This is a genomic window from Amycolatopsis sp. NBC_00348 (assembly GCF_036114655.1).
In the GTDB taxonomy this organism is placed as follows: Bacteria; Actinomycetota; Actinomycetes; order Mycobacteriales; family Pseudonocardiaceae; genus Amycolatopsis.
Genome location: NZ_CP107994.1, coordinates 5,632,683 through 5,649,840 on the forward strand (window position 1 = coordinate 5,632,683; position 17,158 = coordinate 5,649,840).

Sequence of the window (17,158 nt, forward strand, 5' to 3'; positions counted from 1 at the left end):
GGCCGGTCACCAGCGCAGCACGTAGGGCTGCCCGGTCTCCTTGAAGTGACCCACGTTACGGCACTCGGTCAGGCCGACCCGGGCGCGGGCGGCCAGGGGCTGGTGCACGTGCCCGAACACCGACCAGCGCGGCCGCTGTTCCCGGATGAGGTCCAGCAGGGCCGCCGAGCCGAGCTCGCTGCGGCGCGCGACGACGTCGTAGGTCAGCTCGGGCAGCGCCGGCGGGGCGTGCGTGCAGAGCACGTCGACCTCGGTGAGCGCGGCGACGCCGGCCTCGTAGTCCGCGCGATCCCGCAGGTAGGGGCGCCAGGCGGCGCCCTTGCGGCGGCGCGGGACGACGCCGTCGGGCAGCAGCGCGCCGCCGACGAACCCGAACCGCAGGCCGCCGATCTCGGCCACCTCGCCGTCCAGCACCCGGATGCCCTCGCCCGCGAACTCGGGCCACAGCGCCGGGGTGTCGACGTTGCCGGGGGTGGCGTAGGTCGGCGCGGTCATCGCGGCGAACAACGTCGCGTACTGCTCGCGGATGGCCTCGTCGACGGCCGCGCCCGGGTCGTCGAGGCTCGCCCAGAGCGTCCGGGAGTAGGCAACGGTTTCGTCACGGGTGCCCTCGCGGCGCAGCCGGGCGAACTCGCCGACCTTCTCGGCGCCGAAGAGGGCGCCCATGATGCCCTTCTCGTGCTCGCGGTAGTCGACGAAGTCGAGCAGGTCACCGAGCACGACCAGCGCGTCGGCCCCGTCCCCGGCCCGCTTCAGCGCGTCCGCGTTGCCGTGCACGTCCGAGACGACGTGTACCCGCACCCCTGATCCCCTTACTCGTCACCGCGCGGAGGAACTCCGGGCTCGCGCCCGTCCTCCAGGATCTCCTTGAGCCCGAGGGCGATCGCCTTCGCCGCACGGGCCCGCCGGTCGAACTCCCGGCGCAGGTCGCGCGGCGCCAGCGCCCGGGGCGTCCCGGCCGCGTCGGCGGGGGTCGCCCGCAGGAAGTAGTGCAGCAGGGTGCCGTCGAGCACCGGCTCGAGCCAGACCTCCATGGTACCGACGAGCGCTCCACGCACGGTCCAGCGCAGGCCCTTGTCCCCCCGGTCGGTGTAGACCTCGAGCACCAGGTCCGGCCAGTAGCGCGTCCAGGACCTCGGATCGGCGAAGACCGCGGCCACGGTGGCGGGCGGGACGACGAGGAACGTCTCGTCGACGACGTCGAGAGCGGGTGGCGCCTGGTTCACGGAGCGAAGAATGTCACGCCCTCGCCGTGCGACGGCGATCAGCATGGTCTTAAGGTGCTCCTCACGCTAAGTTGACTGGCGGGTAACAGCGGTGTCATCTGCCGCAGCACGCGTTGAACACGGAGGTCCCACGTGCGCGAATACAGCGCTCCCGCCGGCAAGCCGGTGGCCGACGACGAGAACATGGCCGATGTCGTCTGGGCGAACGCGGAGCGGTTCTCCGACGTGGTCAGCTTCCGTCGCCAGGTCGACGGCAGCTGGCTGGACGTCACCGCGAAGGAGTTCGCCGGCGAGGTACTGGCCGTCGCCAAGGGCATGGCCCAGGCCGGGATCGGCCGCGGCGACCGCGTCGCGATCATGTCGAAGACGCGCTACGAGTGGACGCTGATCGACTTCGCGATCTGGGCGGCCGGCGCGGTGACGGTCCCGATCTACGACACCTCGTCCCCCGAACAGGTGTTCTGGATCCTCTCCGACTCGGCCGCGAAGGGAGTGTTCGTCGAGACGAACGCGCACGCCGGTGCGGTCGACGAGGTCCGCGACCGGCTGACGGTCCTGGACCACACCTGGCAGATCGAGGGCGACTCCCCCGCCGTCGAGGAGCTGTCCGCGCTCGGCGCGACGCTGTCCGACGACGAGCTGCACGAGCGCCGCCGCGAGGTCGTCGCCGACGAGCTCGCCACGATCGTCTACACCTCGGGCACCACCGGCCGCCCCAAGGGCGTCGAGCTGACCCACCGCAACCTCCTCGCGGAGATCCGGGCCGACATCGAGGCGTTCCCGCAGCTGATGGAGCAGGGCAACTCGCTGCTGGTCTTCCTGCCGCTGGCGCACGTGCTGGCCCGCGCGATCGCCGTGACGGCGCTGTCCGCCCGGGTCACCCTCGGGCACACCCCGGACGTCAAGAACCTGGTCCCCGACCTGGGCACCTTCCGGCCGACGTTCGTCGTCGCCGTGCCGCGCGTGTTCGAGAAGGTCTACAACTCGGCGAAGCAGAAGGCCCACGGCGACGGCAAGGGCAAGATCTTCGACGCCGCCGAAGCCGTCGCGGTCGCCTACAGCGAGGCGCAGGACAAGGGCGGCGCCGGGCTCGGCCTGAAGGCCAAGCACCTGGTGTTCGACAAGCTCGTCTACGGCAAGCTGCGCGCAGCCCTCGGTGGCCGCTGCGTGGCGGCGGTGTCGGGCGGGGCCCCGCTCGGCGGGCGGCTGGCGCACTTCTTCCGCGGCATCGGCGTCCCGGTCTTCGAGGGTTACGGCCTGACCGAGACGTCGGCGGCGGCGAACGTCAACACCCAGTCGGCGTTCCGCGTCGGCACGGTCGGCAAGCCGGTCAACGGCACGTCGGTCCGCATCGCCGACGACGGCGAGGTCATGCTCAAGGGCGACGTCGTCTTCCGGGCGTACTACAACAACCCGCAGGCGACGGCCGAGTCGCTCACCGACGGCTGGTTCCACACCGGCGACCTCGGCGAGCTGGACGTCGACGGCTTCCTCAAGATCACCGGCCGCAAGAAGGAGATCATCGTGACGGCGGGCGGCAAGAACGTCGCCCCGTCCGGCCTCGAGGACACCATCAAGGCGGCCCCGCTGGTGAGCCAGGCGATGGTGGTCGGCGACCAGCGCCCGTTCATCGCGGCGCTGGTGACGGTGGACGAGGAGTACTTCCCGTCCTGGAAGTCCCAGCACGGCAAGCCCGCCGGCGCGTCGGTCGCGGACCTGGCCACCGACGCGGACCTCCTCGCGGAGATCCAGACGGCGGTCGACGAGGCCAACAAGACGGTCTCGAAGGCCGAGGCGATCAAGAAGTTCGCCGTGCTGGCCAACGACTTCACCGAGCAGGGCGGCGAGATCACGCCGAGCCTGAAGCTGAAGCGCAACGTGGTGACCAAGAACTACGCGACCGACATCGAGGCTCTGTACAAGAAGTAGCCGAATGCCGTGAAGGCCTCCTTACCGGCTCTTATGGCCGGTAAGGAGGCCTTCACGGCATTACGGGGTGTGCTGGGCCGCGATGTGGTCGCGGTACCAGCGGTAGCTCGCCCTCGGCGTGCGGCGCTGCGTCGTGTAATCGACGTGCACCAGGCCGAAGCGGTGCTTGTAGCCGTGGGCCCACTCGAAGTTGTCCAGCAGCGACCAGGCGAAGTAGCCGCGCAGGTCGACGCCGGCGTCGAGGGCCTCCTGGGCCGCCGCCAGGTGGTCGCTCAGGAAGCTGATGCGCTCGTAGTCGGCGAAGTCGCTGCGGTCCGGGTAGACGCAGCCGTTCTCGGTGACGTACACCGGCGGCAGGTCCGGGTAGCCGTTGTGCAGCGCGACCAGGGCTTCGGTGAGGCCCTCCGGCTCGACCGGCCAGCCCATGCCGGTGCGCGGGACGTCCGGCAGGCGGGTCGTGTCGACGCCGATGTCGGCGAGGGTCCGCCGCGCCGGGTCCGGCTCGCGCGGGGGCGCGTCGGCGACGTGCTGCCGGTAGTAGTAGTTGACGCCCAGGTAGTCCAGGGGCTGCCCGATCGTCGCCAGGTCGCCGTCGTGGCGGAACGAGAAGTCCGACGCCGCCCCGAACATCGCCTTCAGGCCCGGCGCGTAGCGGCCGCCGAACAACGGCTCGGTGAACTGCCGGCGCAGCACCGTGTCCTGCCGCGCCGCGGCCGCGGCGTCGGCCGCCGAGTCCGTGACCGGCACCGCCGGGGACTGGTTGAGCACGACGCCGAACCGGTGCGTGTGCGCGGCCTGCGCCCGCATCGCCTGCACCGCCAGGCCGTGGCCGAGCAGCAGGTGGTGGGCGGCGGCCAGCGCGCCGTGGCCCTCCTTCGCCCCGGGCGCGTGCCGGCCCTCGCCGTAACCCGCGACCGCGCACGGGTACGGCTCGTTCAGCGTCGTCCAGTGGTCGACGAGGTCGCCGAGCTCCTCGTGGACCAGGGCGGCGTAGTCGGCGAACCGGTGGGCCGTGTCCCGCGCCCGCCAGCCGCCCTCGTCCTCCAGGGCTTGGGGCAGGTCCCAGTGGTAGAGCGTCAGGAACGGCTCGATCCCGTGGTCGCGTAGCCCTTCCACCAGCCGCCGGTAGAAGTGCAAGCCGCGCCATTCGACGCGGCCGCGGCCCTCGGGCTGCACCCGCGGCCACGACACGGAGAACCGGTAGGAGTCGACGCCGAGCTCGCCGAGCAGCTCGAGATCCTGCTCCCAGCGTTCGTAGTGCTCGGCCGCGGGCTCGCCGGTGTCACCGCCGGCGATGGCGCCCGGCACGGCGGCGAAGGTGTCCCAAATGGACGGTCCGCGGCCGTCTTCGGTGGTGGCGCCCTCGATCTGGAACGCCGATGTGGCCACACCCCAGCGGAAGCCGGGCGGGAAACTGGAAGTCACGGATCTCTCCCGGGAGGCTCAGCCCTTGAGGGCGCCCTGCATGATGCCGCCGACGATCTGGCGGCCGAACAGCAGGAACACGAGAAGGACGGGGATGGTGCCGAGGGTCGCGGCGGTGAGCACGAGCGTGTAGTCGGTGGTGTAGCCACTGGCCAGAGTGGACAGTGCCGTTTGGACGGTCGGGTTCTCCGGCACCAGCACCACCAGCGGCCAGAAGAAGTCGTTCCACGCCTGCATGAACGTGAACAGGCCGAGCACCGCCGCAGCCGGGCGGGCCGTGGGCAGCGCGACGTGCCAGAACAGCCGCAGCGAGCCGCAGCCGTCCATCCGGCCGGCCTCCAGCAGCTCCAGCGGCAGCGCCCGCTCGAAGTACTGGCGCATGAAGAACACGCCGAACGCGGTGACCAGGCCCGGCACGATGACCGCCTGCAGCTGCCCGGCCCAGCCGAAGTCGGCCATCATGATGTAGAGCGGCACGACACCCAGCTCGGTCGGGATCGCCTGGGTGGCGACCACCAGGAGCAGCAGCAGGGTGCGGCCGCGGAAGCGCATCTTGGCGAAGGCGAACCCGGCGAGCGTCGAGAACAGCACCACCGAGAGCGTGATGGTGCCCGAGACGATCACCGAGTTCGCCAGCGCCAGCCCGAAGTTCGTCTCGTCGAAGACCCGGGCGATGTTCTCGAACAGGTGCCCGCCCGGCACCAGCACCGGCGGCACGCTGCCCACCGCGTCCGGCGTCTGCGACGAGACGACGAACGACCAGTAGACCGGGAACGCCGAGCCGGCCAGGATCGCGACCAGCGCGGCGTAGGTCCACGGGCTGGTGACGCGCTGGGTGAACCGCCGCGTCCGGCTCGGTGGCCGGGCCTCGGCGGGTGCCGAGGTCGAGGTCAGCACGGTGGACATGTCCGCTCCTCAATCGGTCTGGATGCGCCGGGTCACCAGGTACGCCACGCCCGCCACGAGCATCGTGGCGATCGCCAGCAGCAGCGCCACCGCGGAGCTGTAGCCGAAGTCGTACTTGCTGAAACCCTGTTCGTAGAGGTAGAGCGCGGCGGTCTGGAACTGCCGGTCGGACCCGCCGGTCGCGGCCGCGGTGCCCGGGTTGAACAACAGCGGCTCGGCGAGCAGCCGCATGTTCCCGGTCGTCGCGATCACCGTGGAGAAGATGATCTGCGGCCGCAGCAGCGGCACGGTGATCCGCAGGAACTGCTGGTGCCCCTTCGCGCCGTCGAGCGTCGCGGCCTCGTACAGGCTCGACGGGATCGCCTGCATCGACGCCAGGAAGATCAGCGCGTGGTAACCGGTCCAGCGCCAGACGACCATCGACGCGATCGCCGCGTGCGAGCTGGCCGTGCCCGCCTGCCAGTCGACGTGCCCGGCGCCGAACCAGCTCAGCACCCAGTTCACCAGCCCGAAGTCCCGGCCGAACAGCTGCGCGAAGATGATCGTGACCGCCGCCACCGAGGTGATGTTCGGCAGGATCATGCCGGTCCGGAACAGCGTCCGGCCGCGCAGCCTGCGGTTGAGCAGGTGCGCGATGCCGAGCGCGAACAGGATCTGCGGGATCGTGGTCAGCAGCCACAGGCTGACCGTGTTCCCCATCGCGTTCCAGAAGTACGGGTCGTGGAACAGCAGCTGCCGGTAGTTCTCCAGCCCGATGAACTTCGCGCCTTCGGCGTCGAGCAGGTTCCGCTTCTGCAGCGACACGAAAGCCGTGTACAGCAACGGGAACAACCCGAAGACACCGAAGATCAGGAAGTACGGGCTGATGAAACCGAACGGCGAGAGCTTGACGTCCCAGTGCGCCCGCCGGTCGGCGAAGCTCAGCTTCGGCACGGAAGCCGTCACTTGAGCTTCGAGACGTCACCGACCAGCTGCTGCCACGCCGCCGCGCCGTCCTGCTTGCCCTGCTCGACGCGCTGCATCGCGTTGCCGAACTCGGTCTGCACGTCGCCGGCCTTCGGGCCCTGGTACTGCGGGTTCAGGTTCTTCGCCGCGTCGGTGAAGAGCTTGCCGACGGGCGCGTTGTTGAAGAACGGGTTCGTGTAGGAAGTGATCTTCGGGTCGGTGTAGAGCGACGGCGTCGAGGGCAGCAGGCCCTGGCTGGTGAACACCTTCGCCTGCTGCTCGGGCGCGGTCAGCCAGGCGGCGAGGTCGGCGGCTTCGGCGGTGTGCTTGCCCTGCTTGGGCACGGTCAGGTACGAGCCGCCCCAGTTGCCGCCGCCGCCGGGCACGCTGGCGACGTCCCACTTGCCGGCGGTGTCCGGCGCCTGGTCCTTGATCTTGGTCATCATCCAGGCCGGGCACGTGACGGTGGCGAACTGGCCCTGGGTGAAGCCGGTGTTCCAGGTCGGCGTGCTGTAGAGCAGGCCGGCGCTCAGGTTCGCCTTGACGGCGTCGACGACCTGGTCCCAGCCGGTCCGCAGCGCCGGGTTGCTGTCGACGACGAGCTGGTCGCTGGTGTCGTAGTAGCCGGTCGGGGCCTGGCCGAAGATCGCGTTGAGCACGGTCGGGCCGCCGTCCATCCACTTGACGCCGTTCGGCGCCTTGGCCTGGAAGCGCTTGCCGGCGTCGAAGAACGCCTGCCAAGTGGGCCAGAGCGCGGAGACGGCCTCGCGGTCGGCGGGCAGGCCGGCGGCCTGGAGCAGGTCACGGCGGTAGCAGATGGCCAGGCCGCCGACGTCGGTGCCGTAACCGATCTGCTGCCCGCCCTTGGCCAGCGACGCCGACCACTTCCAGCCGAGCCAGCGGTCCTTGAGCTTGTCGCCGCCGACGGTGTTGAGGTCGACGAACTTGTCCGGCGTCGCCTTGAACTGGGCGACGTAGCCGGTGTCGATGGCCTCGATGTCCGCGGCGCCGCCCCCGGTGGCCAGGTGCGCGGCCAGGTTCTTGTGGTGGTCGGAGTAGGCCGCGGTGCGCTCGGTGATCTCGATGTTCGGGTGCGCCGCCTGGTACTCCTTGATCAGGTCGGTGTAACCGAAGTTGCCGAAGAGCCCGAGGCTGAGCTTGACCTTGCCGCCGCCGCTCCCGCCGTCGCCGCCGCTGCAGGCGCTCAGGGCGGTGACGGCGGCCAGCACGGCCACCAGGACCATGCGGGTTCTCGTGTTCGGGCGCATGAGATCTCCGTTGTTCTGCTGAAAGCGCGCGGAAACACCGCGGCCACCGGGAACGTGTCTCCGGGGCCGGGCGAGAATGTGGCCTCTATGAGAGCGCTCCCAGGCTCGTGCGTCAAGTAACGAAGAGATAACAGCGTCGCGAATTTTTCGAAGCAGGGGTCGATGTGCTAGTTATGTAACCGGTTACAGCCGAAGGAGCCGCCATGGTCACCGCCCGCGAAATCGCCGAGCTCTGCGGCGTCTCCGTCGCCACCGTTTCCCGGGTCTTCAACCAGCCGGCGTCGGTCAGCGGGCCGACCCGCGAACGCGTCGAGCGGGTCGCCCGCGAGCTGGACTTCTCCCCCAACGAGTCGGCGCGCGCGTTGTCGCGCAAGCAGTCGGCGATGATCGGGCTGGTCTGGGACACCGACCACCGGCGGCCCGGCTGGCGCCACCCGTTCCTGCAGGACCTGTTGCTGGGCTTGAAGTCCGCGCTCAGCTCGCACGGGTACCACCTGCTGATGCTCGCCACGAGCGACGACGCGCGCAGCCGCACCCCCGGCGTCTCCCTGGCCGACCCGGTCGCCTACGTCCGGATGACGCGCCGGCACCACCTCGCCGGGCTGGTGCTGATCGACAGCGGCTCGGACGCGGAGGCGTTCACGGCGTTCGCCCGATCCGGCCTGCCGTGCGTCGCGCTCGACGTCGCGATCTCCGGCCCCAAAGCGACGTACGTGACGTCCGACAACGTCCGCGGCGCGGCGGACGCCGTCCGGCACCTGGCCGGGCTCGGGCACCGCCGGATCGCGACGCTCACCGGCCCGCGCGCCAACGCCCCGGCGGCCGAGCGCACCCGGGGCTACCGGGAGGGCCTCGCCGCGGCGGGCCTCGAAGCGCGCGACGACTACGTCGTGTCCGGGGACTACTACCGCGAAAGCGGTTTTGTCGGCATGCGACGGCTGCTGGCCCGCAAGGAACCCCCGACGGCGGTGTTCGCGGCGAGCGACGAGATGGCGGTGGGTGCCCTGCTCGCGGCCCGCGCGACGGGCCTGCGCGTCCCGGACGACCTGGCGGTGGTCGGCTTCGACGACATCGAGGTCGCGTCCCTTGTGGACCCGGCGCTGACGACGGTGGCCCAGGACAAACCGGGTTTCGGCACGGCGGCCGCGGAGGCGTTGCTGAAGATGATCGAGACGGACGCGGCCCCGGAACCGGTGCTGCTGCCGACCAGGCTGGTGGTCCGCGGCTCCTGCGGCGCCTAGGTCCTTTTCCTTGCGTCAGGCGGAAACCAGTGACTTGCGGAGCATGCTTTCGCCGGCGGCCACGACCGCCTCCGCCGACTCCCGCGGCGTCCAGCCCAGCACCGAGCGGGCCTTCTCGTGGGAGATCTTCTTGACGAAGCCGAGTTCGGCCGCGATGGTCCGGAACTCCGCCGAGAACACGGCACCCGCCCGCACGACGAGGTTCGGGATGGTGCGGGTCGGCACCTTCTTCGCGCTCTCGCCGAAGTTCTCCTTGAGCAGCGCGCCGATCTCCTTCATCGCCATCGAGGGACTGCTGGCGAGCAGGAACCGCTGCCCCGCGGCGCCGTCGGCGGTCATCGCCAGCACGTGCGCGTTCGCCACGTCGCGGACGTCGACGATCGGGACGTACATGTCCGGGTAGCCGGGGATCTTTCCCGCGAGAAGCCGCTGCACGATGTGGTTGGCGCCGGACACCTCCCGGCCCATGACCGGGCCCATGACGGCGACGGGCAGGACCGTCGTCAGTTCCAGGGCGCCGCCCTCGTCGCGGACGAAGTCCCACGCGGCGCGCTCGGCGAGGATCTTGCTCTTGCCGTAGGCGTCCACGCCGGGCCCGTCGAGCACGGACCAGTCGTCCTCGGTGAAGGCGCGATCGAGGTGCGGGTGCCCGAAGCCGACCGCGTGGAACGCCGAGGTGAGCACCACGCGCCGGACCCCGCCGTCCCGGGCGGCGCGCAGGACGCGGAGGGTGCCGTTGCGGGCGGGGACGATGACGTCGTCGTCGTTCGCGACCTTGCCCGGCTGAACCGGCGACGCGACGTGGAGGACGAAGTCGCAGCCGTCGACCGCCTCGGCCCAGCCGCGGTCGTCGGTGAGGTCGGCGGCCACGAAGCTCAGCGCGTCACCGTGCGTCATGCCGGCGTCGGTCAGCACCGCGCGGACGGCCTGCTCCTTCGCGAGCGACCGCACCGTGGTGCGAACCCGGTACCCCTGCTCCAAGAGCTGGAGGATGCAGTGCCCGGCGATGAAGCCCGAGCCGCCGGTGACGAGAACCCGCTGCGTGCTCATGTGTTCTTTCCCATCGGAGTGTGTGCCGCCATCTTGATCTCGACCACGACGATCCGCCGGGTGAAGCAGCCGTGCCAGTGCTCCGCTCAGCCAGGGGGATGACAGGACCCCCCACATCGGGTGACCTCGGCTTATCGTGGGGCCCATGGCCGACGACCGGAACCAGCTGGGCGCGTTCCTGCGGGCGCGCCGCGAGCTCGTCACCCCCGAAGAGGCGGGGGTGCCCGTGGTGGGGCTGCGCCGGGTGCCCGGGCTGCGACGCGAGGAGGTCGCGATGCTGGCCGGGATCAGCGCCGACTACTACCTGCGGCTGGAACGCGGCCGCGACCGCAGCCCGTCCGCCCAGGTCCTGCGGTCCCTGGCCCGGGTGTTCCGGCTGGACGACGACTCGACGGCGTACCTGCTCGGCCTCGCCGGGGACGCGCCTCGCCGGCCCCGGCGGCGGCGCCGGGAGACCGTGCCGCCCAGCACCGCCGCGTTCCTGGCGATGCTGCCCGTGCCCGCCTTCGTCGAGGGTCGCTACCTGGACGTCCTGGCCGCCAATCCCCTGGCCACAGCCCTGTCACCCTGCCTGGTCCCCGGGGCCAACCGGCTCCGCGACATGCTGCTCGACCCCGGCGAGCAAGCGCTGTTCGTCGGCTGGGAGCGGGCGGCCGAGGTACTGGTCGCGCACCTGCGCGAGGCGACCGGCACCGACACCGACGACGCCCGGTTCGTCGAGCTCGTCGGCGAGCTCTCCCTGGTCAGCCCGCTCTTCCGCCGCCTGTGGGCCCGCCACGACGTCCGCGCCCGCGGAGCGGCCGCGATCACCTTCCACCACCCGCAGGTCGGCGAGATCACCCTGAACCGCGAGAAACTCCTGGTCAGCGGGACCGACGGGGTCATGCTGGTCGCCTACCACGCCACGCCCGGCACCGAGGCGGACAAGCTGGCGTTGCTCAGCGCGACGGTCGCGGACCGCGTCAGCCGGTGATCTTCGCGTCCCAGTCGATGTGGTGCGAGTACAGCCAATCCCGCTCTTCACCGACGTCCTGACCCGCGCTCGCCGCCACCAGCTTCTCCACGCGCTCGCGCCGCAACCCTTCGTACGCGGCGAACGCCGAGACCGGGTCCGGCAGGTCACGCAGGCACTTCGCCAGCACGACGCTGTCCTCCAGGGCCATCGACGCGCCCTGGCCCGCGGCCGGGGACGCCGCGTGGGCCGCGTCGCCTGCCAGCACCATCTCCGGCGTCGACCACAGCCGCGTCTCGGGGACGTCGTGGGAGTGACCGCCGAAGACCTCGTCGCCCGTGGCCGCGATGATGTCCGCGCAGGGCAACGGTTCCCCGGCGAACGCCGCGTGCGCGAACGCGCGCCAGCCGGCCGGGGTGACCGCCGCGATCTCGGCGCGGGGCCGCTCCTCGTCCGGGATGCGGGCGAACCAGAACGTCGCGCCGTCCGGGTCGGTCGTGAAGCCGAAGGCCGCCTTGCTGCCGCGGACCATCCGGTAGATCCCCGGCGCCGCGGGCAGGCCTTCGGCGCGCGTGTAGCCGTAGACGACGGTCAGCCCGGTGTACCGCGGCTCGTCGGCGGCCGGGTCGATCAGGCGCCGCACCACCGAACGCAGGCCGTCGGCGCCGACCAGGACGTCACCCGTTTCGGTGACGCCGTCGGCGAACTCCGCCGTGACGCCGCCTGGGACGGTTTTGGCGCCGGTCAGCCGCCGACCGCGCTCGATCGCGATCCCCCGGCGCGCCGCTTCGTCCTGCAGGACGCGGTACAGCGTCGCGCGGGTGAGCGTGCGCGGGCCGTCCAGGCCCTCGGTGTCGAACTCCCGCCGTCCCACGGTTTCCCCGGTCGGGACGACGAGCTCGACCCCGAACGCGGCGAAGGACGCGTCGATCACCGGGCCGTCGGCGCCGATCGCCCGCAGGGCGTCCATGCCGTTGTGCATGAGCGTCAGGAACGCGCCGATGTCTTCCCCGCCCGAAGCGTGGGCCTCGAACACGACCGGGTCGTGTCCCGCCAGCTTCAGCGCCATCGCCGTGACCGTGCCGGAAATCCCGCCACCCGCGACCAGTACCCGCACCCCGCGCCCCCCGAGAAACTCCGCCGTGAACTCCGCATGCCGCCGTGCACGACGTTACCGTGACGGCGGCACGCGGCGCTCACTCCTTGGCACCGCTGGTGGCGATGTCGCCGTTGAGGCCGCGCGGGAAGAAGCCGCCCGAGGACACCTTGTCCGGGTTGAGGTAGGCGATGTTGAGCACGCGGTCGGCGGAGCGGCCGAACGCGATGCCGTTGGCGTCGGCGGGGACGAGGTTGGCCTTGCCGTCCTTGAGCACGCCCTCGTCGTCGTCCGACTTGCCGTCGAGGCTGTCACGGGCGTCGGAGATCTTGTTGGTGACGTCGCCGAGGCCGCGTTCGAACAGCTGCGAGCGCACGATGCCCGCGTGGTACGCCTCGACCGCGAGGATGCCGGCCGCCGCGTCGAGGAACGTCTTGTTGTTCACCAGCGGGGCCGCGCCCTTGTACGCCGAGACGCCGACGTCCTCGAAGAGGTAGGCCGCGAGCAGGAAGTTGTTCTCGCTCGCGAACGGGTCGAACGTCTGGTACTGGTTGATGATCCCGGCGGCCTGCATGGCCGCGGTGAAGCTGTTCTGGAAGTCGATCTCCGGCTGCGCGACGGCGGCCTTGTCGAGCGCCTTGCGCAGGAACGTGACGTGGGCGACCTCGTCGCCGGCGATCTCCTGCGCGATCTGCTTGGTGTGCTCGCTCTTGAACTGCACCGCGTGCCCGCCGGAGACCTTGCCGAGGTTGCCGACGCCGTTGATGTACTTGTCGTTCAGCCCGTAGCCGTAGACCGCGAACGAGTAGAGGTTCGCTTCCAGGTACTCCAGGTTGAGCGCGAAGTTCAGCACCGCGGCGTCGCTGGCCGCCTCCTTCGCGGCGTCGCCCTGCTCCGGGTACTGCGAAGTCGCGCCGGCCGAGCCGAGGCCCAAGGACAGCGCGGTACCGAGCGCGCCGGCGCCCGCGACGCCGAGCCCCGCCGCTCCCGCAGCCTTCAGAAAGCGGCGGCGGTCGGTCGCGTTCTCCGCGCTGCGCTCGATCAGCTGCTGTGTGTAGCGTTTTCCGAACACCGGGGGACGTCCTCTCGTGACGAGTTCGTCCACCTCACCCACCGGTCATACGTACCCGGACGGCCCCCGGCTCGGTCAAAACGGAAAAAAGTTCTTGCCGGTTTTGTTTGCCCTGGTCAGGAGCGCTGCGCCGCGGCGAGCCGGACGCAGACGGCCAGCGCGCGGACAGCCTCTTCGACGTCGGCGAGCTTCGGGAACGTCGGCGCGACGCGGATGACGGCGTCGGCCGGGTCGTCGCCGTGCGGGTGCGTCGCGCCGGCGGGGGTCAGCGCGACCCCGGCCTCCTTGGCCAGCCGCACGACCTCCTTCGCGGTGCCCTCGGGCACGGTCAGCGACACGAAGTAGCCCCCGGTCGGCTTGGTCCAGGAGACCAGGCCGGAGTCGCCGAGCTCCTCGGTGAGGATGCGGTCGACGGCCTCGAACTTCGGGCCGATGACCTCGGCGTGCTTGCGCATGTGCGCGCGGACGCCGTCCTCGTCCTTGAGGAACAGCGCGTGGCGGAGCTGGTTGACCTTGTCGGAGCCGATGGTGCGCTTGCCGATCAGGCCGGTCCACCAGGCGAGGTTGGCCTCGGACGCGCCGAAGAAGCCGACGCCGCCACCGGCGTAGGTGATCTTCGAGGTCGAGCCGAAGACGAACGGGCGGTCGGCGTGGCCGGCCTCGGCGCTCAGCGCGAGGATGTCGGCGAGGGCCGGCTCGTCGTCGGTCAGGTGGTGCACGGCGTAGGCGTTGTCCCAGAAGATCCGGAAGTCCGGCGCCGCGGTGGTCATCGTGGCCAGCCGGCGCACGACGTCGTCACTGAACGTGACGCCGGTCGGGTTGCTGTACTTCGGCACGCACCAGATGCCCTTGATCCCGGCGTCCTCGGCGACGAGCCGCTCGACGACGTCCATGTCCGGGCCCTCGTCGGTCATCGGGACCGGGATGAGCTCGATGCCGAACCGCTCGGTGAGCGCGAAGTGGCGGTCGTAGCCCGGGACGGGCGCGAGGAACGCGACGCGCGGCTCGTCGGCCCAGCGGCGCTCGGCGCCGGGGACCTTGCTGAGCAGGGCGTGCACGACGGCGTCGTGCATCAGCTCGAGGCTGGAGTTGCCCGCGGCGAGCAGCTGCTCGGCCGGCACCTGCAGGGCGCCGGCGAAGATGCGCCGGAGCTCCGGCAGGCCCTTGAGTCCGCCGTAGTTGCGGACGTCGGTGCCGTCCTCGGCCTTGAAGGAGCCGTCACCGGGGAGGGCGAGCAGCGCGTTCGCGAGGTCGAGCTGCTCGGGAGCCGGCTTGCCACGGGTGATGTCGAGCGAGAGGCCGCGGTCGACGAGGGCCGCGTAGTCGGCGCGGGCCGTGTCGACGTCGACGGAAGCAGAGGTCATGGTGTCAACGCTAAACCCGGCGTCGATACCATTTCGGGGCGGGTCCTGGCTAGGGTGGTTGGTGTGCACCTAGTCGTCCACGCCGACCAGCGCCAGTTCTCGGTCCGCGATTCCGGGTCGAAGCTGAACGGCAGCGGCTGGACCGAGCAGGCGGTGGACAACCGCCTGGCCGCGGAGCCGGCCGGCCTCGCGATAGTGACGGCCCGCTCGGACCTGGTGGAGTCATCGGTGACGCTCACGCCCGGTCCGCCGCCGGTACTGGTCGCGGCGGAGCACGTCGTGGAAGCAGATCTTCCGGTGCCGAGCGGGAAACTCGTGATTTCCGGGCCCGCGGACTATCCGTCGCAGGAAAGGTTCTTTTCGGTGCTGCCGGGGCTGTACCGGGCGCGGGTGTCGTACGTCCCGGCCGGGCCGCCCGCGACGGAGTGGAACGAGCACGAGTTCGGCGAGCACTTCCGGTACGTGGTGGAGATGTGGCCGACGTCGGCACCCTCGGAGGTCAAGGTGCTGAGGCAGGGCGCGACTGTCTGGGACGGTTAGTGCCGCGGGTCTGGCAATGTGTTTGGTCCAGGTCACTACTGCATGGAGAGCGACCGCGGAGCGGTAGACGATGGCGAGTTCGCAGTAGCGGGTGGGCGCCCACCGCAGGAACCGCGGCGTTTGCGGTGCCCGGCCTGGTCAGCTGGCTCAGGCCTCGCCGCAGTGATGCCCGCGGGCACGCAAATGTCCGCGGATCGCCCGAGACGAGTAAGCCTTGTCTCCGCGGACACTGTCGGGGCGCCTGCGGGCTCGGTTCGACGGATTGCCAAGTGCCGCATCAAGTGCGGGAACATCGATGCGTCCGCGGCTTGCCCGGGACCGGTCAACGTCACCAGTGGTCGGCCGTCCCCGTCGACGAGGTGGTGCACTGTGGTGCTTCAAGCGCCCCGGAACGCCTGATCGCGTGATCAGGCGGATCGCTGAGCAGATCAGCGCCGCGGGTCTGAGGTGGCTGCGGGGTGTCGATGGAGGATTCGGGACGCTGGGCGTCCAGAAAGCTCCATCCACGAACGCTGACGACTCGGCCGCTGCGGGGCCCTGACGGCGGCGCCTTCAGGAAGCCTGGTGTTGCGCGTCGACAGCGGTCTGGCATCGCGTCCCGGGGTGGGGCCCGTTGATAGGGCTCGGCGAGCGAACCGTTCCGCTCGCCACCGGCGAGGAGGGATCTTCGGCTCGGGCCGAACACCGGGCATGGGTTTGGGCCCGGAGCCGATGGCTTCGGGCCTTTCCCTGTTGGTCGGTCAGGCTGCGAATGGCAGTGGTTGGTGGATGTTGTTGCGTCTGGGTCTTCGGTGCTTGTCCAGGAACGCCGGTGGCAGGAACTCGGGTAAGCCATCGGTGGCGGTGCGGACTTCCCAGCCTGAACGGTGCAGTAGCCGGTGGTGGTGGGCGCACAGCAGGACCAGGTTGGTCAGGTCTGTGGGGCCGCCGTCGGCCCAGTGGCGGATGTGGTGGCCCTGGCAGTGGCGTGGCGGGCGGTGGCAGCCGGGGAAGGCGCAGCCTCGGTCGCGTAGGAACAGCGCTCGGCGCAGTCCGGCGGAGATCAGGCGGCGTAGGCGGCCCAGGTTCAGGGGTTCGCTCTTCTCGCCCAGGACCGCCGGGATGAGCATGGCGTCGCAGGCGTGGACCCGGGCTTCGGCCGCGGTCATCGTGCCGGTGTCGCCGAGGGTGGCCTGGCCGACCCCGGACTTCAGGTCCGCCAGCGAGACCGCGACCATCACGTGGGCTCGTTCGCCGGCCTGCGTCGGCAGGTCCGGGGAGTTCAGCGCGAGGTCGACGGCGTCGGAGAAAGCGTCGCCGTAACGTTCCTGCGGGGAACGGAAGTCCGCGCCGTCGTCACTGCAGCGACGCTCGGCCAGCGAGTCGAGCAAGGCACTGGCCCGGGTGCCGGTCTCGTCGTCGAGGCGACCGTTCAGCTCCCAGACCCCGGATCGCTTACGCCGTAGCGAAAGCTCCCGGGTCGGCAAGGACGGTTCGGCCTCATCGGGTTCGGCACCATCAGGATCGAGGTGGGCCACAATCCGCGCCCCTAAAGCAGAAACCTGCTTGTGCCCAGCCTCGGAAGCAAAGGAAAGCAGGCTCTGTTCGACATCATCACGATGCTCGGACGGAACCTGAGCCAGCACCTCGACGACGGCGTCGATCATCGGATTGCTCAACGATCCGCCAGCAGCAACAACCCCAGTGGCCGGAGCAACAGCGGACACCGGACCACCATCAAGAGCACGCCCGCCATTAAGAGCCGAAGCTCGTTTCACCACACGATCGGCAGCAGCCTTGGGAACATCGGCAAGATGCTCGAACAACCGGGCAACAGAACGATACCCAAACAGCTCCATCACACCACGAGACTCGATTTCAACCAGCAGCGAACCAATCTCAGCCTCAGCAGACCGCACCACACCGAGCAGCGAGCTGACGCGATCGGCCAAGGCCACCGCATCCGCTCTCCACACCGCTTCACCGTCCACACACCAAGATTACCGCCAGGCGAACACATGTTCATCACACGAACGGATGATCACGGCAGGGGTACCGCTGCGTAGGGAATCGGCGCTGCCGAACACATCGAGAAGCAACCATGAGAAGCGCCGATTTCCTACGCCACGGCGAAGCCGCATCTTGAAAGAGAGGAACCCGGTGGC

General features: G+C 70.4%; 15 protein-coding genes. 4 read left to right on the top strand and 11 right to left on the bottom strand.

The genetic code is table 11. The features are described 5' to 3' along the window. Positions 1–6: 6 nt before the first annotated feature. Both OHS58_RS24090 and OHS58_RS24095 read right to left on the bottom strand, forming a co-directional pair. Positions 7–801, bottom strand: a complete 795-nt coding sequence (locus OHS58_RS24090; RefSeq protein ID WP_326947552.1) for a metallophosphoesterase family protein — start codon at positions 799–801, stop codon at positions 7–9. A gap of 11 nt (positions 802–812) precedes the next feature. Next, positions 813–1,226: a polyketide cyclase / dehydrase and lipid transport gene (locus OHS58_RS24095; RefSeq protein WP_371827641.1), complete on the bottom strand. Its 414-nt coding sequence runs from the start codon at positions 1,224–1,226 to the stop codon at positions 813–815. Between the two features lie 132 nt (positions 1,227–1,358). Between OHS58_RS24095 and OHS58_RS24100 the strand changes: the two genes are divergently transcribed. Further along, positions 1,359–3,155, top strand: a complete 1,797-nt coding sequence (locus tag OHS58_RS24100) for an AMP-dependent synthetase/ligase (protein ID WP_328644075.1) — start codon at positions 1,359–1,361, stop codon at positions 3,153–3,155. A gap of 60 nt (positions 3,156–3,215) precedes the next feature. On the opposite strand, the gene OHS58_RS24105 is transcribed toward OHS58_RS24100, so the two are convergent. The 4 genes from OHS58_RS24105 to OHS58_RS24120 are packed head-to-tail and all read right to left on the bottom strand — an operon-like array spanning position 3,216 to position 7,699. Further along, positions 3,216–4,580 (bottom strand): GH1 family beta-glucosidase, encoded by a 1,365-nt coding sequence (locus OHS58_RS24105; protein WP_328644076.1) that lies wholly within the window; start codon positions 4,578–4,580, stop codon positions 3,216–3,218. Positions 4,581–4,598: 18 nt separating this feature from the next. Continuing rightward, on the bottom strand, positions 4,599–5,486 hold the full coding sequence (locus tag OHS58_RS24110) for a carbohydrate ABC transporter permease (RefSeq protein ID WP_326947549.1): 888 nt from the start codon (positions 5,484–5,486) through the stop codon (positions 4,599–4,601). Positions 5,487–5,495: 9 nt separating this feature from the next. Continuing rightward, entirely contained in the window at positions 5,496–6,431 is a 936-nt protein-coding gene (locus OHS58_RS24115; protein ID WP_328644077.1) for a carbohydrate ABC transporter permease, read from the bottom strand. Further along, on the bottom strand, positions 6,428–7,699 hold the full coding sequence (locus OHS58_RS24120) for an ABC transporter substrate-binding protein (RefSeq protein ID WP_326947547.1): 1,272 nt from the start codon (positions 7,697–7,699) through the stop codon (positions 6,428–6,430). Before OHS58_RS24120 ends, OHS58_RS24115 begins: the two co-directional genes overlap by 4 nt. A 203-nt stretch (positions 7,700–7,902) precedes the next feature. Here OHS58_RS24120 and OHS58_RS24125 point away from each other — a divergent pair, with 203 nt between their 5' ends. After that, on the top strand, positions 7,903–8,940 hold the full coding sequence (locus OHS58_RS24125; RefSeq protein WP_328644078.1) for a LacI family DNA-binding transcriptional regulator: 1,038 nt from the start codon (positions 7,903–7,905) through the stop codon (positions 8,938–8,940). A gap of 15 nt (positions 8,941–8,955) precedes the next feature. Here the strand turns inward: OHS58_RS24125 and OHS58_RS24130 are convergent, their stop codons facing one another. Next, complete coding sequence (locus tag OHS58_RS24130; RefSeq protein WP_328644079.1) at positions 8,956–9,990, bottom strand: SDR family oxidoreductase; 1,035 nt, start codon at positions 9,988–9,990, stop codon at positions 8,956–8,958. Between the two features lie 145 nt (positions 9,991–10,135). Between OHS58_RS24130 and OHS58_RS24135 the strand changes: the two genes are divergently transcribed. After that, entirely contained in the window at positions 10,136–10,963 is an 828-nt protein-coding gene (locus OHS58_RS24135; protein ID WP_328644080.1) for a helix-turn-helix domain-containing protein, read from the top strand. Here the strand turns inward: OHS58_RS24135 and OHS58_RS24140 are convergent. From OHS58_RS24140 to OHS58_RS24150, 3 genes are all read right to left on the bottom strand, one after another. Further along, entirely contained in the window at positions 10,953–12,059 is a 1,107-nt protein-coding gene (locus tag OHS58_RS24140; RefSeq protein WP_328644081.1) for an FAD-dependent oxidoreductase, read from the bottom strand. The genes OHS58_RS24135 and OHS58_RS24140 overlap by 11 nt on opposite strands. Positions 12,060–12,138: 79 nt before the next feature. Beyond that, positions 12,139–13,110, bottom strand: a complete 972-nt coding sequence (locus OHS58_RS24145) for a ferritin-like domain-containing protein (RefSeq protein WP_328649854.1) — start codon at positions 13,108–13,110, stop codon at positions 12,139–12,141. Positions 13,111–13,226: 116 nt separating this feature from the next. Beyond that, a complete protein-coding gene (locus OHS58_RS24150) occupies positions 13,227–14,474 on the bottom strand; it encodes an aminotransferase class I/II-fold pyridoxal phosphate-dependent enzyme (protein WP_326947542.1) in 1,248 nt (415 codons plus the stop codon). Positions 14,475–14,537: 63 nt separating this feature from the next. On the opposite strand from OHS58_RS24150, the gene OHS58_RS24155 reads away from it, so the two are divergent. After that, a complete protein-coding gene (locus tag OHS58_RS24155; protein ID WP_328644082.1) occupies positions 14,538–15,014 on the top strand; it encodes a hypothetical protein in 477 nt (158 codons plus the stop codon). A gap of 740 nt (positions 15,015–15,754) precedes the next feature. Here the strand turns inward: OHS58_RS24155 and OHS58_RS24160 are convergent. Next, the gene (locus tag OHS58_RS24160) at positions 15,755–16,984 is read right to left on the bottom strand and encodes an HNH endonuclease signature motif containing protein (RefSeq protein ID WP_328644083.1); all 1,230 of its coding nucleotides are present in this window, start codon (positions 16,982–16,984) and stop codon (positions 15,755–15,757) included. Between the last annotated feature and the right edge of the window lie 174 nt (positions 16,985–17,158).

What these genes read in the sequence shown, in the direction of transcription:
- OHS58_RS24110 (WP_326947549.1), bottom strand. Translation starts at nt 5,486, where the DNA reads ATGTCCACCGTGCTGACCTCGACCTCGGCACCCGCCGAGGCCCGGCCA.
- OHS58_RS24120 (WP_326947547.1), bottom strand. Translation starts at nt 7,699, where the DNA reads ATGCGCCCGAACACGAGAACCCGCATGGTCCTGGTGGCCGTGCTGGCC.
- OHS58_RS24125 (WP_328644078.1), top strand. Translation starts at nt 7,903, where the DNA reads ATGGTCACCGCCCGCGAAATCGCCGAGCTCTGCGGCGTCTCCGTCGCC.
- OHS58_RS24130 (WP_328644079.1), bottom strand. Translation starts at nt 9,990, where the DNA reads ATGAGCACGCAGCGGGTTCTCGTCACCGGCGGCTCGGGCTTCATCGCC.
- OHS58_RS24135 (WP_328644080.1), top strand. Translation starts at nt 10,136, where the DNA reads ATGGCCGACGACCGGAACCAGCTGGGCGCGTTCCTGCGGGCGCGCCGC.
- OHS58_RS24150 (WP_326947542.1), bottom strand. Translation starts at nt 14,474, where the DNA reads ATGACCTCTGCTTCCGTCGACGTCGACACGGCCCGCGCCGACTACGCG.